The sequence below is a fragment of the Streptomyces sp. NPDC092952 genome (assembly GCF_044754785.1).
GTDB lineage: Bacteria > Actinomycetota > Actinomycetes > Streptomycetales > Streptomycetaceae > Streptomyces.
On record NZ_JBIVPT010000002.1, the window covers coordinates 795,106 to 817,440 of the forward strand.

Below are 22,335 nucleotides of genomic sequence, written 5' to 3' on the forward strand. Positions count from 1 at the left end.
GATGCGTGAATCGGTGCGGAGAAGGTGTTGGACCCCGGGGGCCGCCCGCCCGGACGCTTGCTCCATGCCGTACGAGACCGCTCCAGCCCCGTCGCCCCCCTCCTCCCCCTCTCCGTCATCCCCCCTGCTCGCCGTCTCCGGGGGCCAGCTGGTCATCGCCCCGCGCACCGCCCCCGTCCGGCGGGCGTCCAGCAATCCGTACGTCCGGCTGCTCTCCACCCCGGGCGCCCGCGCCTTCACCGCGGGCAACCTGATCGCACGGCTGCCCAGCGGGATGTTCAGCGTCAGCGCGGTCATCATGATCGCCGGGACGCGCGGCTCGTACGCCCTGGCCGGGGCCGTCACCGCGACCGGACTCGCCGCCACGGCGGTGGTCGCCCCCTGGACGGCCCGGCTCGTCGACCGGTACGGGCAGGCCAGGATCGCGGTGCCCGCCACCGCGATCGCCGTGCTCGGCGCGCTGGCGCTGCTGCTCTGCGTGCACTACGACGCCCCCGCCTGGACCCTCTTCGCCGCCTACGCCGCGACCGCCACCACCCCCAACACCGGCGGGATGTCCCGGGCCCGCTGGGCCCATCTGCACCGGGGCGACCCGGCCGCGCTGCACACCGCGAACTCCTTCGAGCAGGCCGCCGACGAGCTCTGCTTCATGCTCGGCCCGGCACTGGCCGCACTGCTGTGCGGGGCGCTCTTCCCGGAGGCGGGGACCCTGGTCTCGGCGGTCCTGCTGATGACCGGCGTACTGGTCTTCGCCGCCCAGCGCGCCACCGAACCCCCCGTCGCCCCCCGCACCCGCACCGGCTCCCCGCTCCGCACCCGGGGCATGCCGCCGCTGCTCGCCGCCTTCCTGGCCACCGGGGCGGTCTTCGGTTCGATGGAGGTCGTCACGATCGCCCACGCGGGCGGCGCGGTCCTGGCGCTCCAGGCGGCCGGCTCCTGCGTCGCCGGGCTGCTCTACGGCTCGCTCCGCCCGGCCGCGAGCATCCGGCGGCGTCTGCTGGTCTGCCTGACCGGGATGACGGCCCTGATGTCCCTGCCCCTGGTCGCCGCCGCCTCGACCCCCTCCGTCCTCGCCCTGGCGGCCGCGCTGCTGCTGGCCGGCGCGGCGACGGCACCGACCATGGTCACCGGGATGACCCTGATCCAGCGCCTCACCCCGGAGGGCCGGCTGAACGAGGGGATGACCCTGGCCGTGACCGCGCTGCTGGGCGGCATCGCGGTCGGCTCGGCGACCGGCGGCTGGTTCGTGGAGCACATCGGCGGCGTCCAGGGCTACGCCGTGCCGATCTGCGCGGCCGCCCTGGCCCTGGCCCTCGCCGCGGCGGGCGTCCGGGCGCCCCGGGAGCGCTGAGCCGCGCGGCCGCCCGTCACGGTCAGCCGGTGAGGACGAGGCTGACGTTGTGGCCGCCGAAGCCGAACGAGTTGGCCAGGGCGGCCGTCCACCGGCCGGTGCGGGGTTCGCCGCGCACCAGGTCCAGCTTCACCCGCGGGTCGGGTTCGTCGAGGTTGCGGACGGCCGGGAGCGTGCCGTGCCGGAGCGCGAGGAGGGCGACCATGGCGCCGACCGTTCCGGAGGCGCCCAGCATGTGGCCGGTCATCGACTTCGTCGCCGTCACCGCGGCGTGGTCGCCGATCGCCCGGGCGACCGCATCGGCCTCCGCCAGGTCGCCGGACTCGGTCGAGGTGGCGTGGGCATGGACGACGCCGATGTCCGCCGGGGCCAGACCGGCGTCGCGCAGCGCCAGCTCGATCGCGCGGACCTGGCCCTCCGTGTCGGAGGCCGTGATGTGGTCCGCGCTCGAACCGACGGAGCCGCCCGCCAGCGCCCCGTAGCCGCGTACGGAACGGGCGCGGGCGAACTCCTCGCGTTCCAGCACCATCATTCCCGCGCCCTCGCCCATCACGAAGCCGGAGCGCCCGACGTCGAACGGCCGGGACACCGCCTCCGGGTCCTCCGACCGCGTCGACAACGCCTTCATCTGGGCGAACGCCGCGAGGGTGAAGGGGTGCAGGCAGGCCTCCACGCCACCGGCGACGACCACGTCCACCCGCCCGCTCCGGATCAGGTCCTGCCCCAGGGCGAGGGCCTCGGCCCCGGAGGCGCAGGCGCTCACCACCGTCCGGGCGCCGCCCTTCGCGCCCAGGTCCATGCTCACCCAGGCGGCGGGCCCGTTGGGCATCAGCATGGGCACCGCGAACGGCGAGAGCCGGCGGGCCCCGGCGCGCTCGAAGATGTCGTCCTGCCCCAGCGTGGTGAGGACGCCCCCGGTCCCCGTACCGAGGACGACGGCGAGCCGCTCCGGCTCCACCTGCGGCGCCCCGGCGTCCCGCCAGGCCTCCCGGGCGGTGAGCAGGGCCATCTGCTCGCCCCGGTCCAGCTTCCTGGCCTCGGTCCTCGGGAGCAGCGAGGCGGGGTCCGTGGGGAGTGCGGCCGCGACGTGCACGGGCAGGTCCTCGGCCCACTCCTCCGTCAGGGAGCGCACCCCCGACCTGCCGTCCAGCAGACCCGCCCACAGCGCCGCCGCGTCGTCCCCCAACGGTGTCATCGCACCGATGCCGGTCACCAGCACACGTTCGCCACGGGTCATACGGACCTCCTCGAATTGTGCGGGTACCACACAGCACCCGACTCACTCCATGAGGATCATCCCAGCTGGGACAAGGGGAATCAGGAGCACAAGCCACCAATTCGGAGGCGGGACTTTATGAGACCTCCATAAACCGGGGCGCCAGGGAGAGGGGTGCGTCAGGGCAGCCGCAGGCCGCCGGCCGCCAGGCCCAGCTCGGCCTCCGCGAGCCTGCGGGCGAGGTCGGCGAGGGGTTCCGTACGCCGGTCCGCGCTGGTGTTGATGTACGCGCTGGCCCCGTCGACGACGGCGAGGATGCGCACGGCCGACGCCCACGGGTCCTCGCAGCGGAACTCCCGCTCCCGCACCCCGCGCGCGATGATCTGCTCGATGCGGTGGCACCAGCGCAGCTCCTGGCTGACGACCTGGCCGTGGAGCGCGGGGCGGTAGCGGGACAGGTGCCGCGCGTTGAGCCAGAGCTTGCTGACGTTGTCGAACTCGGCGCCCGATATGAGAGTGAAGAAGCGCCGGAAGGCATCCAGGGGCCCGCTCCCCCCGGGCCCGGCCATCCCCTCGAGTCCGGCCGCCGGCTCCGACCCGTCCGCCGCCCCGGCCCCGGCCGCGGCCTCGGGCAGCAGGCCGTCCAGCTCCGCCGTGGTGGCCCGGGCGAACGCCTCCGCCACCAGCTCCTCGACCACCGGGAAGTAGTGGTGGATGAGTCCGGACTGGACCCCGAGGCCGTCGGCGATCCGCTGCCGGGTGACGCACTCCAGGCCCTCCTCCAGCCCGACCCGCGCGGCCGCGGCCACGATCTCGCGGCGCCGCTCCGCCGCCGATTTGCGCACTTGTTTCCCGGTACCCCTTGACGCCATGGCGAAGATGTTATTGGCTGTGCAGCCAAATAACAATTGGCTCTACAGCCAATAAATGGTCGCCCCTCGAACGACCACCGTGGCACCGGCCTCGTGGCCGGTGGGAACGGCAGGCCGGCGACCGACCTCCACCTGTGGGCGCCGCCCGACGCGGGCCCTAGCGATGCCAGGAGTACAACGTGGACCACAACCGCGCCGATGCCGGCGACCTGGCTGAGTACGGCTACCAGCAAGAGCTGAAGCGCACCCTCTCCCCCTGGGCCGTATTCGCTCTCGGCTTCGCGACGATCTCCCCGGTGGTCGGCATCTACGCCGTCGTCCAGCTCGGGTTCGTCTTCGCCGGACCCACCTGGATCTGGGCGGTCGTCGTCGCCTTCCTCGGACAGCTGCTGGTCGCCACGGTCTACGCCGAGCTCTCCTCGCAGTTCCCGATCACCGGCGGTGTCTACCAGTGGGTCCGCCGGCTGGGCGGGCCCCGGCTGGGCTGGCTGGTGGGCTGGATCTACCTCGCCTCGGCCATCGCGTCGCTGACGACCGTGGCGTACCTCGGTTCCAGCTGGCTGCACATGCTCTTCAGCGACGCGGAGCTCTCCCCCGCGGCCCACGTGCTGCTCGGCGTGGTCTTCATCGTCGTGGCCCTGGGCATCAACCTGCTCGGCGTCAACCCGGTCAAGCACTTCCTCAACGCGGGCATCGTCGCGGAGGGCGTCGCCTCCATCGCCATCAGCGTGTTCCTGCTGCTCTTCGCCCGCAACAACGGCTTCGGCATCCTCTTCGACACCCTGGGCGCGGAATCCGCCTCGGGCGGGTCCGCCGTGGCCGGGTTCGTGACGTGCCTGGCCGTGGCCGGCTGGGCCTTCCTGGGATTCGACGCGACCACGCAGGTCGCCGAGGAGACCGAGCAGCCGCGGCGCAGCGTGCCCCGGGCGCTGCTGCGCAGCTACGTGTTCGTGGCGTTCACGGTGCTGCTGACCTCGGTCGCGGTGACGTTCTCGCTGCGCCGCCCCGAGGACGCCGTCTCCGGCAAGACCGTGGACCCGGTCTTCGACGCGGTGACGCAGAGCCTGGGCGGCTGGAGCGAGAAGCCGTTCGTGGTCGTGGTCCTGGTCGCGTTCTTCGCCTGCGCCATCTCGATCCAGACGTACATCGGGCGGGCCGTCTTCGCCTTCGCCCGCGACCGGCAGCTGCCCTGCTCCACCCAGCTCGCCAAGGTCGGGGAGCGCCAGATCCCCTGGGTCTCGCTCACCGTCACGGCCGTCCTGGCCGGTCTCGGCCTGCTGCTCGGGCTCAACGGCAACGCGGCGGCCACGCTGATCTCCTTCGGCTCCGGCGGCTTCTACCTCATCTTCCTGACCGTCGCCCTCGTCGCGCTCTACGCACGGCTGCGCGGCCGGTGGAACCCGGCGGAGGGCGAGTTCCGCCTGGGCCGGGCCGGCCTGGTGGTGAACGTCCTGGCCGTGGTGTGGCTGCTCTTCGAGGCGGTCAACATCGCCTGGCCCCGCGCCGAGCTCGCCCCGCCGTCGGGCAGCTGGGTCCAGGTCTGGGCCGTGATCGTGGTCTTCTCCGCGCTGCTGGTCGTCGGCCTGGTCTACATCGCCGTCGCCAGGCCCCACACCCGCCTCGCCCCCTCCGGGCCCGGGAACACCCGCGCCTCCGACAACACCTCGCCGTCCGAAGAAATCAAGGCTCTCTGATGTCCGCGAACCTCTCCCCCGCCATCGCCTACGACCCCGTCGCGGGCCTGCACACCCGCCAGGTCTCCCACCGGCCCGCCGGACCGGGCGAGGTGGAGATCGACGTCCGCGCCGCCGGGGTCTGCCACTCCGACCTGCACATCCTGACGGGCGACTGGCCCAGCGACCGCCCCCTCGTCCTGGGCCACGAGGCCGCCGGTGTGGTCACGAACGTCGGCGCCGGCGTCAGCTCGGTGAAGCCGGGCGACCACGTCGTCCTCTCCTGGTTCGCGCCCTGCCGCCGCTGCCGCAAGTGCCTGGCCGGAATGGCCTGGCTCTGCACCGGCACCCAGGCCGTGGCGAACACCCTGCCCGACGGGACGACCCCCATCACCGACGCCGACGGCGAGGAGGTCTGGCCGTACCTCGGCCTCGGCGCCTTCACCAGCCGGGTCGTCGTACCCGAGTCGGCCGCGGTCAAGGTCCCCGACGAGCTGCCGTTCGGCATCGGCGCCCTCCTGGGCTGCTCCATCTCCACCGGCATCGGCGCCGCCATGAACACCGCGGGCGTCCGCCCCGGCGAGTCCGCGGTCGTCATCGGCGCCGGCGGGGTGGGCCTGTCCGTGGTGATGGGGCTGCGGCTGGTGGGGGCCGACCCCATCGTCGCCGTCGACCTCTCGCCCGAGCGCCTGGCCGCCGCCGAACGCTTCGGGGCGACGCACACCCTCGACGCCGCCACCACCGACGTGGCCGCCTGGTGCCAGGAGAACCTCGGCGGTGCCGACTACGCCTTCGAGGCCATCGGCAGCCCCAAGGTCATCGAGACCCTCCCGGCCATGCTCACCTCCGGCGGGGCGGCCGTCCTCGTCGGCATGGCACCCGTCGAGGCGACGGGCTCGTTCAACCTCTTCGACCTCGCCGACCAGGGCAAACGTATCCTCGGGTGCAACTACGGCTCCAGCGTCGGCGCGATCGACATCCCCAAACTGGCCCGCCTCTACCTGGCAGGCCGGCTGCCGCTGGACGAGCTGATCGGCAACGTCCGCCCGCTCGACGAGGCGGCCGCCGCGTTCGAGGACCTGAAGTCCGCCGTCGGCGCCCGGACCATACTCGAACCGTAGGACTTCGCCGTACCGGCCCCGCGCCCCACCCGGACGCGGGACCGGCCACGGCACCGGCACCACTCCCCCGCACTTCCTGGAGACCCGATGTACGCCGTCACCGACCCCTCCACCGGCACGACCGCCCAGACCTACCCGACCGCCACCGACGCCGAGGTGACCGCGGCCGTCGACGCCGCCCACGCCGCCACCGCCTGGGGGCGCTCCACCACCGTCGCCGAGCGGGCCGCGCTCCTGCGCCGGCTCGGGGACCTGCACGCCGAGCACCGCGCCGAGCTGGCAGCGGGCATCGTGCGCGAGATGGGCAAGCCGCTCGACGAGGCGGAGGGCGAGATCGACTTCTGCGTCGACATCTACCACTACTACGCCGACCACGCCGAGGGCTTCCTCGCCGACGAGGAGCTTCCCGTCACCTCCGGCCCCGGCCGTGCCGTCGTGCGCCGCGGCCCGGTGGGCGTCCTGCTCGGCATCATGCCGTGGAACTTCCCCGCCTACCAGGTCGCCCGGTTCGCCGCCCCGAACCTCGCCCTGGGCAACACCATCGTCCTCAAGCACGCCCCCCAGTGCCCGGCCACCGCGGCGCTGCTGGAGCGGCTCGTCGCCGAGGCCGGCTTCCCCGTCGGCGCGTACGTCAACGTGTACGCCACCAACGAGCAGATCGCCGAGGTGATCGCCGACCCGCGCGTCCACGGCGTCTCCCTGACCGGCTCGGAGCGCGCCGGTGCCGCCGTCGCCGAGATCGCCGGGCGGCACCTGAAGAAGGTCGTCCTCGAACTCGGCGGCTCCGACCCGTTCATCCTGCTCTCCACCGACGACCTCGACGCCGTCGTGGACTCCGCCGTCGCCGCCCGCCTCGACAACACCGGCCAGGCGTGCAACGCCGCCAAGCGGTTCGTCGTCGTGTCCGACCTCTACGACACGTTCGTGGAGAAGTTCACCGCCGCGCTCCTCGCCCGCCAGTCCGGCGCCCCGCTCTCCTCGGTCGCCGCGGCCGACACCCTGGAGCGCCAGGTGGCCGCCGCCGTCGCGGAGGGCGCCACCCTCCACACCGAGGGCGAGCGCGAGGGCGCCCGCTTCCCCGCCGGAGTCCTCACCGGCCTCACCACCGAGCACGCCACGGCCCGCCAGGAACTCTTCGGCCCGGTCGCCATGGTCTTCCGGGCGGCCGACGAGCAGGACGCCCTGCGGATCGCCAACGACACCCCGTACGGCCTCGGCTCGTACGTCTTCACCACCGACCCCGCGCAGGCCGCCCGCGTCGCCGACGGCATCGAGGCCGGCATGGTCTTCGTCAACGGCGTCGGCGCCGAGGGTGCCGAACTGCCCTTCGGCGGCATCAAGCGCTCCGGCTTCGGCCGCGAGCTGGGCCGCCCCGGCATCGAGGAGTTCGTCAACAAGAAGCTCATCCGCACGGTCGCCTGACGCGACCGGGCCCGGAACACCTCCGCCCCGCGAACGGTCTCGCGGGGCGGAGGCCGGTCAGTCCTTGGCCGGGGCGTAGTAGTCGCCGAGCATGTCGCTGACCCACCGGGGCTGCCGGACCTCGCCCCGTGGCCCCATCTCCTCGAACCACGGCTTCACCTCGATCACCGGGGTGCCGTCCACCGCGTCGAGATCCTCGACATGAAGGTCCAGCCCGTCCACCCCGACCAGCCGGCAGCGCGAGACGCCGAGCCGGTTCAGGCGACGCATGTTGCGGTGCCCCACGAACCCGACCTCGGGCCAGGCGGGATTGTCCCGGGGCCGCCGGGCCCGGAGCGGAAGATCGGCCGGGTCGGTCAGATGGAAGCGGAAGACCACGTCGAGGTGGGAGAACTCCTCCAGCCCCTTCGTCGCCTCCACCGGCAAGGAACCGTCCAACCGGATGATCGCGCGCGTACCGCCCCAGTAGTCGTCGGTCGGCTCGCCCCGCCCCCCGACGACGTACCCCAGAGCCTCGACCTCGAACTTCTCTGCCATCAGGTTCCTTTCGCTGTCAGGCGGTAGCGGTCAGGTACGCCGAAGCCCGCGTGTGCACAGTGGTAACAGAACGGATGCCACGCCCGAGCAGCGGGGACAGCGCGGCCCTCATGTCGGCGGCCGCCCGGCGCGTACGCGCCGAACGAACTCCGTCCATGGCGTCCAGCGACTCGGACCATGTCGTACACGCCTCCTCGACGCGGTGCCGACGCGCCTGAACATCGCCCAGGTAGCCAAGGGTCACGGCGTGGGTCCGGGTGAACTTGTCGGCCTTGCGCGTGCGGACGGACCGGCGGAGCTGCCGTTCGGCGCCGTCCAGATCCCCCATGTCCCGAAGCGCCAGCGCGGTTTCGTGGGCGAGGGACGCCTCCTGGAAGAAGAAAACCCGGCTCGGCTCGTCGCCCCCTCGCCCTGCCCCGGCAAGATCGTCCTCGGCTCGTAGCAGTGCCCGCGCGGCAGCCCGGTTCGCACCGGTGGAGGCGAGGGTCCGTGCATGGACGACACCGAGCAGGGCACGCTCGCGTGGACTGGCCTCCGCATACCGTCGCCCATCGACGGAGGCAGCCGCGAGGTCGAGAGCATGCTTGGGATGGCCGAGGTCGTTCGCTTGATGCGCCATGGCCCTGAGCACATGCGCGGCCATCGAGGCGTCATCGGCTTCGGCAGCGAGCTTCACCGCTGCGGTGAAGTGCCTCTGCGCAGTGTGGTGTTCGCCATTGTCGAACGCCATCCACCCTGAGAGGTAGGCGAGTTCCGCAGCAGTGGACAACATGCCGCGCCGCACGCCGTCGTCGGTGAACGTGCCCTTCAGACGGCCGACGACCTCCGTCGTGAGGTAGCGGACCACGGCGGTACGGGCATGTCCCCCTCCGTGCCTCTGGTCCATGGTGGAGAACAGGGCGGCCATGTCACGAGCGGCCCGCAGATCCCCCCGGCCGACAGAACGCCCCGTGTCACGCCGCTCGTTGCCCCGCTCCGCCATGCGCGCCCACCAGACGCCGGGAGGCAGAGCAAGGGCGGTGAGCGAATAGGCAGCGCCCCCCACGACCTGCCTGCGGTCCAAGTCCACGGTGTCGGTCCTCCCGAGAGCGACAACACGGCCCAGACGACGCGAAAGCGCTTCGGCCAAGTACCGTCCCGCGCTTCCGGACGGTTGCGCGCCACAGCGAACCCAGTGGGTCACTGTGGACTTGTTCGTCTGGATGACTTCGCCATTCTCTGCCGCCACACACCGCACCGCATGGGCCAGAGCCTCATTGGCCATACCCGCCTCGGCAATGACATGGGCCAACGCCTCGTTGGGTTCACGCACAGATGCCATAGCGCTCCCTGCTCCAAGCGGTAAACCACTTAAACCACTGTGAGTAGTCGACACCGTACTCCCGGCAGCCTTCTGGCGGTTCACTAATCGCAACCGCCCGCATCGGAAACCCCGGCTACCGGAGACCTCAATGACCGACCTCACGGAGAGCGACCAGCCTCTCAGCACCGGCGTGGACAAGCCGTGCTGCCACCCGTCCGCCGAACTGCTCGCCCGGGCCCAGTGCGGCTGGGACACCTTCCTCGCCCGCACCGGGCCGCTGCCGGGCGAGGACATCGAACACGGCCGGTACGACGAAAGCGCCGAACGATGAGTGCCGCGCCCGCCACTCCCCCGACCGCGACCGACATGGCCCGGGACGTGGACCTGGCACTCGCACTCGCCCGGAGCCGGCCGACGGGGCCGGTGGCCGGCGAGGTCCGCAAGCGGCTCCGCTCCCACCTCGGGCTCCTCACCGACCCGGCCGAGGAGTACGCGAAAGGCCTGGCCGACTCCCGAGCCCGGGACATCGCCGTCGCCACCGTGACCCACGCCCGCGGCCTCCTCCGCGACCGGGACGGCGACCCCGCCGCCATGCTCCGGCTCCTCGCCAAGGCCGTCGACCACCTGATGCGGTACGCCTCTCACACCCGGCGGCACGGGCACCGGCCGTGATCGGCCCGGTCCGCCGGAACGCTGCGTCGGGCCGGGTACTGGCTCGGGCAGGTCTGCGACGAGATCGTCATGGACGCGATCGCACCGGAATTCGACGGCCCGTCCGCCGTGAAGAAGCTCTTCGCTCCGTGAGCCCGGCGTACGGCCCGCCCCGCCGGTACAGGGAATGCCTCCGCCCCGCGAACCGTCTCGCGGGGCGGAGGCGGAACGGATCAGATCCGCGAGTTCCGCAGCGACTGCCACACCGCGCCGGTCAGCGCCCGCGTCGCCCGGGGCACCGACAGCCCCTCGTGCTCGCGGTACAGCGCCCAGTTGTACTGGACGAGCGACAGCTTGTTGGAGGACAGCGAACCCGCCTGGTGGGCCCGGTACACCGCCAGCGGCTCGGTCAGCCCCCGGGCGTCGGCGCCGTCGCGCATGATCGACAGCCACAGGGCGTAGTCCTGCCGCTTCCGCATCTCCGGCATCAGCCGCGTGCCGAGGACGTTGCGGTCGTACATGGCGGTCAGCGCACCGATGTAGTCCCGGACCAGCATCGCCCGGTAGTCCACATGTCCTCTCGCCCGGATGATGCGACCGTTCGGGACGAAATCGACGCTTTCCCCGGCGTAATCGGCGTCCATCTTGTAATACGAGGTGAACGTCAGCGGCGCATCACCTTCCGCGGCGAACGCGATCTGCCGCTCGGCCTTCTCCGGAAGCCACATGTCGTCGCTGTCGAGGAAGGCGATGTAGTCACCCCGGGCCCGCTCGATGGCAAGGTTGCGCGCCCGACCGGCACCACCCTGCTCGGGCGCCGACTCCGGCAGTACGCGCTCGTCCTGCCGGGCGAACTCCATGAGCATGTCCATGGAGTCGTCGGTCGACTTGTCGTCGGTGATCAGCAACTCCAGGTCGCTGTGGGTCTGCGTGAGCACCGACCGCACCGCCGCACCGAGAGTGGCCGCCGAGTTGTACACGGGCATCACGACGGATACCAGGGGCACTGCGCTTCTCCTTGCTCGCCAGGAACGTCTTCCCATTCAAGCACTGCGTTCGAACAGGGGCGGCCACACATGTCGCTGTCACCGTCCGTCACCTTCTCAGTGCCCTCGCGGTGGGCTCCCGGCCTCCGGGCCCGGCATGGCATGGCATGGCTTCCCTCTTGTTCACCATGGTCCGGGGTGTTACATGGCCACTGGCTCTTCGCAGGTCGGGTCCCAGGCGGAGGTTCACACATTCTCCCAGCTGACCTGAGCCGTCGATGACGCGATCCGCGTCAGTCCCACCAGAGCACGACGAGACACTGCCGTTGGGATGCACCACGATAGAACTCGCGCACGGCGTCGAAGTGCCCGAGCAGGTACGCCTTCGGGCCACCGACGATCTTGTCCGCGCCGTTGCCGATCAAGACGGCGGCCTCTGCTTCATCCGTCGGCAGAGCGGCCAGGAGGGCCGGAAAGTCGATTTCCCCGAGCAGTTCCGCAACGCGAGCCACTTGAGCCGCTGAGAGCGCTGTGGGGTCTGGCCCGAAGGGGCTGATGGCATGCGGATGCGTGTTGAGGAAGACGAGGTCGATGACGGTCTCGCCGTCGAGAGCCTGCCGGAGAGCATTCCGATGGATGTCATCGAGACCTCCCATTTCACAGACCCGTTCGATCAGGAACGGCGCCCAGTCCATATCGAGGACGTCCGCCGACGGTGGATCCCAGAGAGGATCTCCATCCGGCGATGCGTCGGCTGACCGGCGGCAGGAGGCGAGGTACTCCGCCGGGATGCGGGCGAGCTGCTGAGTGACGGCCATGACGGCAGTATCCCGACGACGTCCACCGGCTTTCTCCAGCTCGACCGAACTCGAAGCGGCACGCCCCCGCCCTGCGGGCAGGCATGAAAAAGCCTCCGCCCCGCGAAAAATCTCGCGGGGCGGAGGCTCACATGGGAATTGTGGAGATGGCGGGAATCGAACCCGCGTCCAACGGTGCAGAACCAGGGCTTCTCCGTGTGCAGTCCGCTGCGATTTTCTCGGCCCCGGAGATCACGCGGACAAGTCTCCGACGGGCTCAGTCACTGTTTGATTTCCTTCTAGGCCCCGTGACCGGGTCTAGAAGTTTAGATCCCTTGATGATGCCAGGATCCGGGTCGGGATCACCCCCGGGCTGACACTTCGCAAGTCGCTACTTAGGCAGCGAGGGCGAAGGAATCGCGCTTGGAGTTGGCGATTATTGGTTGCGACATATGGTTTACGAGATCATTGCCGCTTCCTCGACACGCTTCCCCTGCTTCGACATCCGCTGTCGAAACCGATCATCCCCATGTTGTTTTTTCAAATGCGCGCACCCGCTGTGGAGTGCGTTGCCATCGTACGTGACCAACGTGCGACGATGCCAGCCTATTCCTGACGAGGCCCGATGGAGCCCCGCAGGCGCGGGTCTCAGGCGCTGCGCTGGCGGCGGCGGGCGGCGGAGATCGCGCGGTTGGTCTCGCGGAGGTCCTGCTTCTCGCGCAGGGTCTGCCGCTTGTCGTACTCCTTCTTGCCCTTGGCGAGCGCGATCTCGACCTTGACCCGGCCGTCCTTGAAGTACAGCGCGAGCGGGACGATCGTGTGGCCCGTCTCGCCGGACTTCGACTCCAGCTTGTCGATCTCGGCCCGGTGCATCAGCAGCTTGCGCTTCCGCTTGGCCGAGTGGTTGGTCCAGGTGCCCTGCACGTACTCGGGCACGTGGATGTTGTGCAGCCAGGCCTCGCCGCCGTCGATCTGGACGAAACCGTCCACCAGGGAGGCCCGGCCGAGCCGGAGCGACTTGACCTCGGTGCCCATGAGGACGAGACCGCACTCGTAGGTGTCGAGAATGTGGTAATCGTGCCGCGCCTTCTTGTTCTGCGCGATCATCTTGCGACCGGTGTCTTTTTCCTTAGCCATAGTGCGGCCATTTTCGCACTACGAACCGCCCCCGAGGCCACTCAATACTGTCTCCGCCCGCTGCTCGGCCCGGGAGCCGACCGCGAGGTCCGGGGTGATGCCCCGGCCGTCGACGCCGCGCCCCGCCGGGGTGCGGTAGTGGCCGACGGTCAGCTCGGCCACCCCGCCGCCCGGGAGCCTGCTGGGCATCTGGATCGAGCCCTTGCCGAAGGTCCGCGAGCCCACGGTCACGGCACGGCCCCGGTCCTGGAGCGCGCCGGTGAGCAGCTCGGCGGCGCTCATCGTGCCGCCGTCGACGAGGACGACGAGCGGGCGGGAGGTGTCGCCGCCGGGCTGCGCGTAGAGGGCGCGCTGCTCGCCGTGCACGTCGTACGTGGCGACCAGGCCGCCGTCCAGGAACGCGGAGGCGGCGGTGACGGCCTCGGTGACCAGCCCGCCGGAGTTGCCCCGGAGGTCGAGGAGGACCCCGGCGTCGGCGGGGGCCGTCCGGACCGCGTCGCGGACCTTGGTGCCCGAGCCCTTGGTGAAGGAGTCGACCTCGATCAGTACGGCCTCGGGCCCGGGTCGCCCGGCGCCGAGCCGCCGTATGGTCACGGCCTCGGTGGTGAGCCTGGCACGGCGCAGCGTCTCGGTCCGGGCGCCGCCGGCTCCCTCGATGCCCAGGGCCACCGTGCTGCCCTCGGTGGCCTCCGCGCCGTCGCCGCGCAGCAGGGCGACCACCTCGGCGACGGGGCGGCGGTCGACCCGGTGGCCGTCCACGGTGCGCAGCAGGTCGCCCGGCTCGATGCCCGCCCGGGCGGCGGGGCTGCCGGGCTGCACCCGGGCCACCTCGACCCGCCCGTCCTCGGTGCGCCGCGCGGAGATCCCGACGCCGGTGTACGTACCGTCCAGCGCCTGCTCGAACTCCGCGTACTGCCGCTCGTCGTACACCGCGCCCCAGCGGTCCCCGCTGCGGCTGACGACCTTCTCGGCCGCCTCCTTGCCGGACTTGCCGTCGGCGACGGCGCGCGCGGCGGCGGCGGTCACGTCCTCGCCGTTGACGGTGGAGGCGACGGAGCGGGTGGCGAGCGCGGCGGGGGCGTGAGCGTCACGGGGCAGTACGCCGGTGGCGGCACCGGCCGTCAGCACACCCGCGAACACCAATGTCAGGGCAGCCCCGCGGCGCACGCCACGGGGCCCGAGACACTGTGTGGGGCCCGACATGCCGCCGAGTCTAGGACAACGCCCCCTGGGCGCACGGCTTGTTGGCCGCGCGCCCCAGGGGGCGCATGTCACACCTTGAGGTACTTGCGGAGCGCGAAGAGCGCGGCGACGGCGGGCATCAGCAGGCCGATCGCCAGGACCAGGGGCAGCTTGGTGAAGACCGCGTCCCAGCCGATGAACTCGATCAGGTTCAGCTTGCTCTGGAGGGCCAGGCCGCCGTCGATCAGGAAGTACCGGCCGGCCAGCAGCATCACGCAGGCCAGCACGCCGCCGATGAGTCCGGCGAACGCGGCCTCCATGATGAACGGCATCTGGATGTAGAAGCCGGAGGCCCCGACGAGCCGCATGATCCCGGTCTCGCGCCGTCGACTGAACGCGGACACCCGGACGGTGTTCACGATCAGCATCAACGCGATGACGAGCATCAGCGCCATCACGAAGAGGGCGGCCACGTTCATGCCGTTCATCAGGCCGAAGAGGTTGTCCAGAATGCTTCTCTGGTCCTGTACGGACTGCACCCCGTCACGGCCCGCGAAGGCGGTGGCGACGACCTTGTACTTCTTCGGGTCGTGGAGCTTGACCCGGTACGACTCCTGCATCTGGTCCGGCGTGATGTTGCTCGCCATGGGCGAGTCGCCGAACTGGTCCTGGTAGCGCTTGTACGCCTGGTCAGCGGACTCGTAGCTGACCGTGTCGACGACGTCCATCTTCTCGAGGTCGCTCTTGATCTGCTGCTTCTGCTCGGTGGTGACCGCACCCTTGGCGCACTTCGGCGTCGAGGTCACATCGGCCTTGCTGCAGAGGAAGATCGAGACGTTGACCTTGTCGTACCAGTAGTCCTTCATCGTGCTGACCTGCTCGCGCATGAGCAGCGCGCCGCCGAACAGGGCGAGCGAGAGGGCGACGGAGACGACGACGGCGAAGGTCATCGTGAGGTTGCGACGGAGGCCGACGCCGATCTCCGACAGGACGAACTGGGCGCGCATGGCGTCCTTTCAGTGCTCGGTGCTCAGTGCTGGTAGCCGTAGACGCCGCGCGCCTGGTCGCGTACGAGACGGCCCTTCTCCAGCTCGATGACGCGCTTGCGCATCTGGTCGACGATGTTCTGGTCGTGCGTCGCCATGATCACGGTGGTGCCGGTCCGGTTGATCCGGTCCAGCAGCTTCATGATGCCGACGGAGGTCTGCGGGTCGAGGTTGCCGGTCGGCTCGTCCGCGATCAGCAGCATGGGACGGTTGACGAAGGCCCGCGCGATCGCCACGCGCTGCTGCTCACCACCGGAGAGCTCGCCGGGCATCCGGTCCTCCTTGCCGCCGAGGCCGACCAGGTCGAGGACCTGGGGCACCGCCTTGCGGATCTCGCCGCGCGGCTTGCCGATGACCTCCTGCGCGAACGCCACGTTCTCCGCGACGGTCTTGTTGGGCAGGAGTCTGAAGTCCTGGAACACCGTGCCCAGCTGGCGGCGCATGTGCGGCACCTTCCAGTTGGACAGACGGGAGAGGTCCTTGCCCAGGACATGGACCGCGCCCTGGCTGGCGCGCTCCTCGCGGAGGATGAGTCGCATGAAGGTGGACTTGCCGGAGCCGGAGGAGCCCACCAGGAAGACGAACTCGCCCTTCTCGATATCGAGGGACACATCCCGCAGAGCGGGGCGGCTCTGCTTCGGGTATGTCTTGGAGACGTTGTCGAATCGGATCACGGATGCACCACGGTCGGCCGGGAGTAGGTGTGCGTGACCATACGCGAACCGGACTCAGGCGTGCAGGCGCACGTCCGGGGATGGGCGATTTGTGTCAGAACGGGGCCGCCCGGACGCAGGACGTAAGTATGACGGAACAGGTGATCTCCGGCGGGCCGCGCCGAAACCCGCGCGAGCTGGCACAGTGGTAGGGGAACGGTTGCGTTTCCACGAGCGTTGTGCGGAGCGTCCAGCGGGTTGCGGCTCCGCCGCGCGGGAGGAGGAAGGCGCATGACCTACGACCGACTGGTGTGCGCGAACTGCGCGGCGCCCGTCAGCGAGGGCCGGTGCCCCGTGTGCCGGGCGAGCCGTGAGCGGCTTCAGCGGGAGCAGGGGCAGGGGCTGTTCGCCGGGCTGAGTCCGGTGATGCTGGTGGCCCTGCTGGTGGTGCTGGTGGGCGCCCTGGCACTGCTGGCGCACCAGGGCGCGTAGGCCCTCGCCCCTTCCGGGCGCGGTACGTACGTCGAGGGGCCCGGGATGCCGAATGGCGTCCCGGGCCCCTCTGTGCCTGTGCGCTGGGCGCTGCCCGGCGCGGACGGCGGTCCTTAGACGGCCGCGCGGCCGCTCATCAGGCGCGGCAGGATGCGGAAGCCGATGCCTCCGGCGATCATCGTCGCGGCACCGACCACCAGGAAGGTGGTCTCGGCGGCGCCGGTCTCGGCGAGCTCGTCCTTGCCCTTGCCCTGCTCGACCGGCTGGTTGCCGGCCGAGTCGGGGGTGGTGTTGTCCGCGCACTTGGCGCCGTCGAGGTCGACGGTGCAGGAGTCGTCGCCCCCGCCGGTCACGGAGCCGCCGGTGGAGCCACCGTTGCCGGTGGAGCCGCCCTGGGTGCCACCGTTGCCGCCGGTGGAACCGCCGTTGCCGGAGGTGCCGCCGTGGTTGCCGGAACCGCCGGTGGAGGAGTTACCGCCGGTGGAGGAGTTGCCTCCCGTCGACGAATTGCCGCCCTGGCCGCCGGTGGACGAGTGACCACCGGTGGACGAGTTGCCGCCGTCCGACGAGTTACCGCCGTCGGAGGAGTTGCCACCGTCGGAGGAGTTACCGCCGTCGGAGGAGTTGCCACCGTCCGACGAATTGCCACCGTCGGAGGAGTTACCGCCGTCGGAGGAGTTGCCACCGTCGGAGGAGTTACCGCCGTCGGAGGAGTTACCACCGTCGGACGAATTGCCGCCGTCGGAGGAGTTACCACCGTCCGACGAGTTACCGCCGTCCGACGAACTGCCACCGTCGGTCTCGTTGCAGCGCGGGTCGATCGGGCTGCACTCGCCGTCGCCGTCCTCGCCGCCACCGTTGACCTCGGCCTTGGCCGACAGTCCGGCGACGTTGACATCGACGCCGACCGCCGAAGCGACGCCGGCGGCGGTGAGCGAGGCACCCGCGGCGATGACCGCACCCGCGGCGATCCGCGCGACGCGAACTCGCGTCTTCTTCGTCATGTGCTGCTACCCCCAGTAGCTGATCTCGTCAGTGGAGCAGCCATATGCGGGCCCCGGTTCTCCGGAGTTCGCTCCGAACGGCGCCCCACAGAGTCATGGTCATGCCGTCCGCCCCCGTTCACACCCGTCCCAGACATACGCATGCTGCCCTAGCACCTTGGCCACGGTTAAGGACTACGTCAAGGCCGTTCCGTGCGCTATGCGCCGGTTTGATCGCAGTTGGTCACCATACAGAGGCAGGACTGTGACGCACTCACCACGGCGCCCGCACGAGCGGCGGCACCAACTCCCCCACGAGCAACGGAAAACGGCGGTGCCGGAGACCGCTCGGGTCTCCGGCACCGCCGCGAAGGCTGTGCGCCGACTACTTCTCGCGCTGCTTGCGCCAACGGATACCGGCCTCCAGGAAGCCGTCGATCTCACCGTTGAAGACCGCTTCCGGGTTGCCCATCTCGAACTCCGTACGCAGGTCCTTGACCATCTGGTACGGGTGCAGGACGTACGACCGCATCTGGTTGCCCCAGGAGTTGCCGCCGTCGCCCTTGAGGGCGTCCATCTTGGCCTGCTCCTCCTGGCGGCGGCGTTCGAGCAGCTTCGCCTGGAGGACGTTCATTGCGGACGCCTTGTTCTGGATCTGCGAACGCTCGTTCTGGCAGGAGACCACGATGCCGGTCGGCAGGTGGGTCAGCCGGACCGCGGAGTCCGTGGTGTTGACGCCCTGGCCGCCGGGGCCCGAGGAGCGGTACACGTCCACGCGCAGCTCGGACTCGTCGATCTCGATGTGGTCGGTCTGCTCAACCACCGGCAGCACCTCGACGCCTGCGAAGGACGTCTGGCGGCGGCCCTGGTTGTCGAAGGGGGAGATCCGGACGAGCCGGTGGGTGCCCTGCTCGACGGAGAGCGTGCCGTAGGCGTACGGCACCTGGACGGCGAAGGTGGTCGACTTGATGCCGGCCTCTTCCGCGTACGACGTCTCGTAGACCTCGGTCTTGTAGCCGTGCCGCTCGGCCCAGCGGATGTACATGCGCTGGAGCTTCTCGGCGAAGTCGGCCGCGTCCACGCCACCGGCCTCGGCGCGGATGTTGACCAGGGCCTCGCGGGCGTCGTACTCGCCGGACAGGAGGGTACGGACCTCCATCTCGTCCAGCGCCTTGCGGACCGCCTCCAGCTCCGCCTCGGCCTCGGCCAGCGCGTCGGCGTCGCCCTCGTCCTCGGCGAGCTCGAAGAGGACTCCGAGGTCGTCGATCCGGCCGCGGAGCGCCTCCGTCTTGCGGACCTCGGCCTGGAGGTGGGAAAGCTTGCTGGTGATCTTCTGCGCCGCCTCGGGGTCGTCCCAGAGGGAGGGCGCGGCCGCCTGCTCCTCAAGCACGGCGATGTCCGCCCTCAGCGCATCCAGGTCCAGGACGGCCTCGATCGACCCCATGGTCGAGGAGAGGGACTTCAGCTCTTCGGAAATATCGACGACTGCCACGGGTCCAGCGTAACGGCTGTCGGCGCGGACATTCCTCGGGCCGTCCGTTTCATCCCGCAATCAGCCGCGCCGGACGCCCCGAGCCCCTTCCGGGGACCGGGTCAGGGCGCCTCCGGCGCCGAGGTTCCCGGCTTCCCGTCGGGGGCGTCCGTGTCGTCGCCGCCCAGTGCCAGCGCGCCGCCCACGCCGAGCGCGGCCAGCAGCACCAGGGCCGCGGTGCCCAGCACGATGCGGCGCTTGCGGACCGCGGCGGACTTGTTCCGGGCCGAGCCGGGGCGGGGGGCGCCCGGGGAGCGGGGGGCCCGCGCGGTGCCCCGGGGGCCGCCGGAGAGCTCGTCGGGGGCCGGGACGCGCATGCTCGTGTGGGTGTCCCGGTTGGCGTCGGCGGACGAGCCGGGGACCAGCGGGACCGCGCCGCGGCGGCGGGGCTCCTCGGCGGCGGGGGCGTACTCCCGCTCGTCGTAGGCACCGGCCTCCGGCTCGGCGTCCGGCTCGTCCACGTCGAGCGGCGGGATGCCGGCCAGCTGCGGGAGCTGCTCGCGCAGCCGGGCCGCGAGCTCGGAGGCGCGCAGCCGGGAGGCGGGGGCCTTGGCCAGGCACTGGACCAGGAGCTGCCAGAGTTCCTCGGGGATGCCGGGGAGCGGGACGACCGTCTCGGTCACGTGCCGCCGCAGGACCGCCCCGGGGTGACCGCCGCCGAAGGGCGTGAAACCGGCGAGCAGTTCGTACAGGACCGTGGCGAGGGCGTAGATGTCGACGGCGGCGCGCGGCGGCAGCCCCTCGACTATCTCGGGCGCCAGATAGTCCGGCGTACCGATGATCTTGCTGGACTTGGTGCGGCGCGGGGTGTCGATCAGCTTGGCCACGCCGAAGTCGGTGAGCAGCGCCGGGTGCGCGCCGCCGGGGCCGAGCGGGCCCTCCATGTCGAGCAGGATGTTCTCCGGCTTGACGTCGCGGTGGACCACCCCGGCGGCGTGCGCGGCGGCGAGGCCGTCCGCGACGTCCGCGATGATCGCCACGGCCGCCTCGGGGGCCAGCCGGCGTTCGCGGTCCAGGCGGGTGCGCAGGTCGGTGCCGCGCACCAGGTCCATGACCAGGGCCAGGTCGTTGCCGTCGACCACGAGGTCGCGGACGGCGACGACGTGCGGGTGGTCGAGACCGAGCAGGGCGGTGCGCTCCTGGACGAAGCGGCCGACGAGCTCCTGGTCGGACGCGAGGTCCTCGCGGAGCAGCTTGATGGCCACCGGGCCGTCGGGCCCCTCGCCGAGCCAGACCGTGCCCGCGCTGCCGCGCCCCAGGATCTGGTGTGCGGTGTACCGGCTGCCGATATTCCGTGCCAAGACTGCTCCCTCAGCGGCTGGCGATGAACCGTCGCTCATGACCCCCGGTCGACAAAGTTACGCGTCGGCCGGGGTGTTGAGTGCCCGGGATGGCGCCAGGCCTCACTTCCGCGGGCGATATGCGGTGGAAACTGGCCCGCGGAAGTCGACATAGCTACAGAGTTGATGGGGTCGCGGCCGCATCGGCGGCCGGTGCGGCGGCCGTTGGGGGCCGCCGCGTGCGGTGGTCGCTCAGGGGTTTCCGGCGCCGCTGCTTCCGCCGTCGCCGCCCAGCTTGGAGATCCAGTCGCCGATGGTGGAGACCGTGTCGCTGATCGCCCGCCAGTAGCTCTTGCCCTCGCCGATCCAGTCCTGCAGCGGGGTCAGTTCCCAGATCAGCCAGCCCGCGACGAAGAGCAGGACCAGCGTGAACAGGCAGCCCTTGAGGCAGCCCAGGCCGGGGATCCGCATCGGGTTGGCGCTGCGCTGCCTCGGTTCGCGGGGCGGGCGCGGGGCCGGCGGCTGCGGCTGCTGGGGCGCCGGCTGCTGCGGGGGCGCGTACTGCTGGCGCTGCTGCTGCGGCTGGGGTTGGTACTGCTGGTGCTGGGGCTGGTACTGCTGCTGGGGGTAGTGCTGTTGCTGCTGGTACTGCTGCTGCGGCGGCTGGCGCCTCTGCTGATGCTGCGGGGGCTGCTGCTGCGGCTGGGGGCGCTGGGGGCGGCGACGGAGCGGGTCCTCGCTCGGGTCCAGGTACTGGACCTGGGTCGGCTCGTTGCGGTCGCGGGCGGCCCGGAGCTGGGACTGCCAGGGGTGCGGCTCCTCGGGCTGCGGAGGACCGTCCGGGCGCGGGGGCACCGGGGGCAGGACCGAGGTCGGGTCGGCGTGTCCGCCCGCGCCCGGCCCGGTCTGCGGCAGGACGCTGGTGGCGGCGGCCGGGTCATACGAGCCCGCGTTGCTCGGCAGCACCTGGGTCGGGTCCGCCGCGCCCGGGGTGCCCGGGACGGCCGCGGGGGCCGGGTCGGGGGCGAGCAGGGCGCCCACGCCGTCGGCCGCGGCGATCTGGGCGGAGGTGGCGTGCACGCCGATGCCCTCGGCGACGACGCGCAGGCCGCGGGCCAGGTTCTCGGCGCTGGGCCGCCGGTCGGGGTCCTTGCTCAGGCAGCGGTCTATCACCGTCCACAGCGGGGCCGGGACGTTGCCGGGGCGGACCGGGTCCTCGCTGAGGTGCCGCTGCAGGACTTCGAGGGCGGTGCCGCCGGCGAACGGCGGGCGGCCGGTGACCAGCTCGTACAGCAGGATGCCCGCGCCGTAGATGTCGACGGCGGAGGTCTGCGGGCGGCCCTCGGCGGACTCGGGCGCCACGTAGGCGGGCGTACCGACGAACTCGTGGGTGCGGGTGAGCCCCGGGGAGTCGGCGAGCCGGGCGATGCCGAAGTCGGTGAGCATCGGGCGCATCCCGCCGCCGGTCTCGTCCAGCAGGACGTTGGCGGGCTTCAGGTCGCGGTGGACGACGCCGTCGGCGTGGCTGGCGGCGAGCGCGTCGGCGATCTGCGCGGTGAGCAGGGCGGCGGCGACCGGGGTGAGCGGGCCGTTCTCGCGCAGGTAGCGGTGGAGATCGGGGCCGTCGATCAGGTCCATGACCAGGGCGAGGAGATCGCCCTCGACGACCAGGTCGCGGGTGCGCACGATGTTCTCGTGGGTGAGCCGGAGCAGCACGGAGCGCTCCCGGAGGAAGCGCATCACGACATCGGCGTCGTTGGCCAGCTCCTCCTTCAGGACCTTGATCGCCACGGTCTCGCCGGGCTCGCCGGCGACGGCCGCCTCGGCGCCCGCGGTCTCCCGCTGGCGGGCCCGCCAGACGGTGCCCGTGGCGCCGCGTCCCAGCGGCTCCTCCAGGAGGTACTTGCTGCCTACCGGCCGCACGTCATGCGCTCCCTGCAGATCGTGGTGCTTACGGTTTTCCCGGTTTCCGCCCGGGAGTTCCGGCTAACTCTAAGGGGTGTCCCGTGGACACCCCTTGGCCTCTCGTCAAACTGCCGCCGTCGGTCACGGGGCGACGGTTTCCGGACAGATCCCCGGCACGGTTCCGGGCCCCCCGCCGG

General features: G+C 71.3%; 21 protein-coding genes and 1 other RNA gene. 7 read left to right on the forward strand and 15 right to left on the reverse strand.

Going from position 1 to position 22,335, the window contains the following annotated elements; genetic code table 11:
* Positions 1-64 precede the first annotated feature (64 nt).
* The gene (locus ACIQGQ_RS07455; RefSeq protein WP_402391835.1) at positions 65-1,351 is read left to right on the forward strand and encodes an MFS transporter; all 1,287 of its coding nucleotides are present in this window, start codon (positions 65-67) and stop codon (positions 1,349-1,351) included.
* 22 nt (positions 1,352-1,373) lie between these two features.
* On the opposite strand, the gene ACIQGQ_RS07460 is transcribed toward ACIQGQ_RS07455, so the two are convergent.
* Together ACIQGQ_RS07460 and ACIQGQ_RS07465 are read right to left on the reverse strand one after the other, a co-directional pair.
* Positions 1,374-2,588 (reverse strand): beta-ketoacyl-[acyl-carrier-protein] synthase family protein, encoded by a 1,215-nt coding sequence (locus ACIQGQ_RS07460; RefSeq protein WP_402391838.1) that lies wholly within the window; start codon positions 2,586-2,588, stop codon positions 1,374-1,376.
* A gap of 158 nt (positions 2,589-2,746) precedes the next feature.
* On the reverse strand, positions 2,747-3,439 hold the full coding sequence (locus tag ACIQGQ_RS07465) for a TetR/AcrR family transcriptional regulator (RefSeq protein WP_402391841.1): 693 nt from the start codon (positions 3,437-3,439) through the stop codon (positions 2,747-2,749).
* A 179-nt stretch (positions 3,440-3,618) separates the two neighbouring features.
* On the opposite strand from ACIQGQ_RS07465, the gene ACIQGQ_RS07470 reads away from it, so the two are divergent.
* The 3 genes from ACIQGQ_RS07470 to ACIQGQ_RS07480 all read left to right on the forward strand — a co-directional run bounded on the left by ACIQGQ_RS07470 (position 3,619) and on the right by ACIQGQ_RS07480 (position 7,655).
* Complete coding sequence (locus ACIQGQ_RS07470; protein WP_402391844.1) at positions 3,619-5,133, forward strand: APC family permease; 1,515 nt, start codon at positions 3,619-3,621, stop codon at positions 5,131-5,133.
* Positions 5,133-6,233, forward strand: coding sequence for an alcohol dehydrogenase catalytic domain-containing protein (locus ACIQGQ_RS07475; RefSeq protein ID WP_402391847.1), 1,101 nt, complete (start codon positions 5,133-5,135; stop codon positions 6,231-6,233). The genes ACIQGQ_RS07470 and ACIQGQ_RS07475 overlap by 1 nt, the downstream gene beginning before the upstream one ends.
* Before the next feature lie 87 nt (positions 6,234-6,320).
* Positions 6,321-7,655, forward strand: coding sequence for an NAD-dependent succinate-semialdehyde dehydrogenase (locus ACIQGQ_RS07480; protein WP_402391850.1), 1,335 nt, complete (start codon positions 6,321-6,323; stop codon positions 7,653-7,655).
* Positions 7,656-7,712: 57 nt separating this feature from the next.
* Here the strand turns inward: ACIQGQ_RS07480 and ACIQGQ_RS07485 are convergent, their stop codons facing one another.
* Together ACIQGQ_RS07485 and ACIQGQ_RS07490 are read right to left on the reverse strand one after the other, a co-directional pair.
* A complete protein-coding gene (locus tag ACIQGQ_RS07485; RefSeq protein ID WP_352273672.1) occupies positions 7,713-8,192 on the reverse strand; it encodes a TrmO family methyltransferase in 480 nt (159 codons plus the stop codon).
* A 16-nt stretch (positions 8,193-8,208) separates the two neighbouring features.
* Positions 8,209-9,513 (reverse strand): Tat pathway signal protein, encoded by a 1,305-nt coding sequence (locus ACIQGQ_RS07490; RefSeq protein WP_402391853.1) that lies wholly within the window; start codon positions 9,511-9,513, stop codon positions 8,209-8,211.
* A 130-nt stretch (positions 9,514-9,643) separates the two neighbouring features.
* On the opposite strand from ACIQGQ_RS07490, the gene ACIQGQ_RS07495 reads away from it, so the two are divergent.
* Together ACIQGQ_RS07495 and ACIQGQ_RS07500 are read left to right on the forward strand one after the other, a co-directional pair.
* Positions 9,644-9,826 (forward strand): hypothetical protein, encoded by a 183-nt coding sequence (locus ACIQGQ_RS07495; protein WP_402391855.1) that lies wholly within the window; start codon positions 9,644-9,646, stop codon positions 9,824-9,826.
* Positions 9,823-10,167: a DUF6415 family natural product biosynthesis protein gene (locus ACIQGQ_RS07500; protein ID WP_402391857.1), complete on the forward strand. Its 345-nt coding sequence runs from the start codon at positions 9,823-9,825 to the stop codon at positions 10,165-10,167. The genes ACIQGQ_RS07495 and ACIQGQ_RS07500 overlap by 4 nt, the downstream gene beginning before the upstream one ends.
* 212 nt (positions 10,168-10,379) lie before the next feature.
* On the opposite strand, the gene ACIQGQ_RS07505 is transcribed toward ACIQGQ_RS07500, so the two are convergent.
* The 7 genes from ACIQGQ_RS07505 to ftsE all read right to left on the reverse strand — a co-directional run bounded on the left by ACIQGQ_RS07505 (position 10,380) and on the right by ftsE (position 15,968).
* Positions 10,380-11,153: a glycosyltransferase family 2 protein gene (locus ACIQGQ_RS07505; RefSeq protein ID WP_402391859.1), complete on the reverse strand. Its 774-nt coding sequence runs from the start codon at positions 11,151-11,153 to the stop codon at positions 10,380-10,382.
* A 272-nt stretch (positions 11,154-11,425) separates the two neighbouring features.
* Entirely contained in the window at positions 11,426-11,950 is a 525-nt protein-coding gene (locus ACIQGQ_RS07510) for a DUF1877 family protein (protein WP_402391862.1), read from the reverse strand.
* A gap of 138 nt (positions 11,951-12,088) precedes the next feature.
* Positions 12,089-12,458: a transfer-messenger RNA gene (gene ssrA / locus ACIQGQ_RS07515) on the reverse strand.
* A 119-nt stretch (positions 12,459-12,577) separates the two neighbouring features.
* Complete coding sequence (gene smpB, locus ACIQGQ_RS07520; RefSeq protein ID WP_352273665.1) at positions 12,578-13,066, reverse strand: SsrA-binding protein SmpB; 489 nt, start codon at positions 13,064-13,066, stop codon at positions 12,578-12,580.
* An 18-nt stretch (positions 13,067-13,084) separates the two neighbouring features.
* Positions 13,085-14,269, reverse strand: a complete 1,185-nt coding sequence (locus ACIQGQ_RS07525) for a S41 family peptidase (RefSeq protein ID WP_402391866.1) — start codon at positions 14,267-14,269, stop codon at positions 13,085-13,087.
* 68 nt (positions 14,270-14,337) lie between these two features.
* Positions 14,338-15,255: a permease-like cell division protein FtsX gene (gene ftsX / locus ACIQGQ_RS07530; RefSeq protein WP_352273663.1), complete on the reverse strand. Its 918-nt coding sequence runs from the start codon at positions 15,253-15,255 to the stop codon at positions 14,338-14,340.
* Between the two features lie 23 nt (positions 15,256-15,278).
* A complete protein-coding gene (gene ftsE / locus ACIQGQ_RS07535) occupies positions 15,279-15,968 on the reverse strand; it encodes a cell division ATP-binding protein FtsE (RefSeq protein WP_148838248.1) in 690 nt (229 codons plus the stop codon).
* Between the two features lie 270 nt (positions 15,969-16,238).
* On the opposite strand from ftsE, the gene ACIQGQ_RS07540 reads away from it, so the two are divergent.
* Positions 16,239-16,439 carry a hypothetical protein gene (locus ACIQGQ_RS07540; protein WP_366296415.1) on the forward strand — a complete coding sequence of 67 codons (201 nt, stop codon included), beginning with the start codon at positions 16,239-16,241 and terminating at the stop codon, positions 16,437-16,439.
* A gap of 113 nt (positions 16,440-16,552) precedes the next feature.
* On the opposite strand, the gene ACIQGQ_RS07545 is transcribed toward ACIQGQ_RS07540, so the two are convergent.
* From ACIQGQ_RS07545 to ACIQGQ_RS07560, 4 genes are all read right to left on the reverse strand, one after another.
* Positions 16,553-17,443 (reverse strand): LPXTG cell wall anchor domain-containing protein, encoded by an 891-nt coding sequence (locus ACIQGQ_RS07545; RefSeq protein WP_402391870.1) that lies wholly within the window; start codon positions 17,441-17,443, stop codon positions 16,553-16,555.
* A gap of 364 nt (positions 17,444-17,807) precedes the next feature.
* A complete protein-coding gene (prfB, locus tag ACIQGQ_RS07550) occupies positions 17,808-18,914 on the reverse strand; it encodes a peptide chain release factor 2 (RefSeq protein ID WP_352273660.1) in 1,107 nt (368 codons plus the stop codon).
* Positions 18,915-19,015: 101 nt separating this feature from the next.
* Entirely contained in the window at positions 19,016-20,254 is a 1,239-nt protein-coding gene (locus ACIQGQ_RS07555; RefSeq protein ID WP_402391873.1) for a serine/threonine-protein kinase, read from the reverse strand.
* A 231-nt stretch (positions 20,255-20,485) separates the two neighbouring features.
* Positions 20,486-22,156 carry a serine/threonine-protein kinase gene (locus ACIQGQ_RS07560; protein ID WP_402391876.1) on the reverse strand — a complete coding sequence of 557 codons (1,671 nt, stop codon included), beginning with the start codon at positions 22,154-22,156 and terminating at the stop codon, positions 20,486-20,488.
* Between the last annotated feature and the right edge of the window lie 179 nt (positions 22,157-22,335).

Excerpts from the sequence above, each read along its gene's own strand:
- ACIQGQ_RS07455 (WP_402391835.1), top strand. The coding sequence starts at position 65 with ATGCCGTACGAGACCGCTCCAGCCCCGTCGCCCCCCTCCTCCCCCTCT.
- ACIQGQ_RS07460 (WP_402391838.1), bottom strand. The coding sequence starts at position 2,588 with ATGACCCGTGGCGAACGTGTGCTGGTGACCGGCATCGGTGCGATGACA.
- ACIQGQ_RS07465 (WP_402391841.1), bottom strand. The coding sequence starts at position 3,439 with ATGGCGTCAAGGGGTACCGGGAAACAAGTGCGCAAATCGGCGGCGGAG.
- ACIQGQ_RS07475 (WP_402391847.1), top strand. The coding sequence starts at position 5,133 with ATGTCCGCGAACCTCTCCCCCGCCATCGCCTACGACCCCGTCGCGGGC.
- ACIQGQ_RS07480 (WP_402391850.1), top strand. The coding sequence starts at position 6,321 with ATGTACGCCGTCACCGACCCCTCCACCGGCACGACCGCCCAGACCTAC.
- ACIQGQ_RS07485 (WP_352273672.1), bottom strand. The coding sequence starts at position 8,192 with ATGGCAGAGAAGTTCGAGGTCGAGGCTCTGGGGTACGTCGTCGGGGGG.
- ACIQGQ_RS07490 (WP_402391853.1), bottom strand. The coding sequence starts at position 9,513 with ATGGCATCTGTGCGTGAACCCAACGAGGCGTTGGCCCATGTCATTGCC.
- ACIQGQ_RS07495 (WP_402391855.1), top strand. The coding sequence starts at position 9,644 with ATGACCGACCTCACGGAGAGCGACCAGCCTCTCAGCACCGGCGTGGAC.
- ACIQGQ_RS07500 (WP_402391857.1), top strand. The coding sequence starts at position 9,823 with ATGAGTGCCGCGCCCGCCACTCCCCCGACCGCGACCGACATGGCCCGG.
- ACIQGQ_RS07510 (WP_402391862.1), bottom strand. The coding sequence starts at position 11,950 with ATGGCCGTCACTCAGCAGCTCGCCCGCATCCCGGCGGAGTACCTCGCC.
- smpB (WP_352273665.1), bottom strand. The coding sequence starts at position 13,066 with ATGGCTAAGGAAAAAGACACCGGTCGCAAGATGATCGCGCAGAACAAG.
- ACIQGQ_RS07525 (WP_402391866.1), bottom strand. The coding sequence starts at position 14,269 with ATGTCGGGCCCCACACAGTGTCTCGGGCCCCGTGGCGTGCGCCGCGGG.
- ftsX (WP_352273663.1), bottom strand. The coding sequence starts at position 15,255 with ATGCGCGCCCAGTTCGTCCTGTCGGAGATCGGCGTCGGCCTCCGTCGC.
- ACIQGQ_RS07540 (WP_366296415.1), top strand. The coding sequence starts at position 16,239 with ATGACCTACGACCGACTGGTGTGCGCGAACTGCGCGGCGCCCGTCAGC.
- ACIQGQ_RS07545 (WP_402391870.1), bottom strand. The coding sequence starts at position 17,443 with ATGACGAAGAAGACGCGAGTTCGCGTCGCGCGGATCGCCGCGGGTGCG.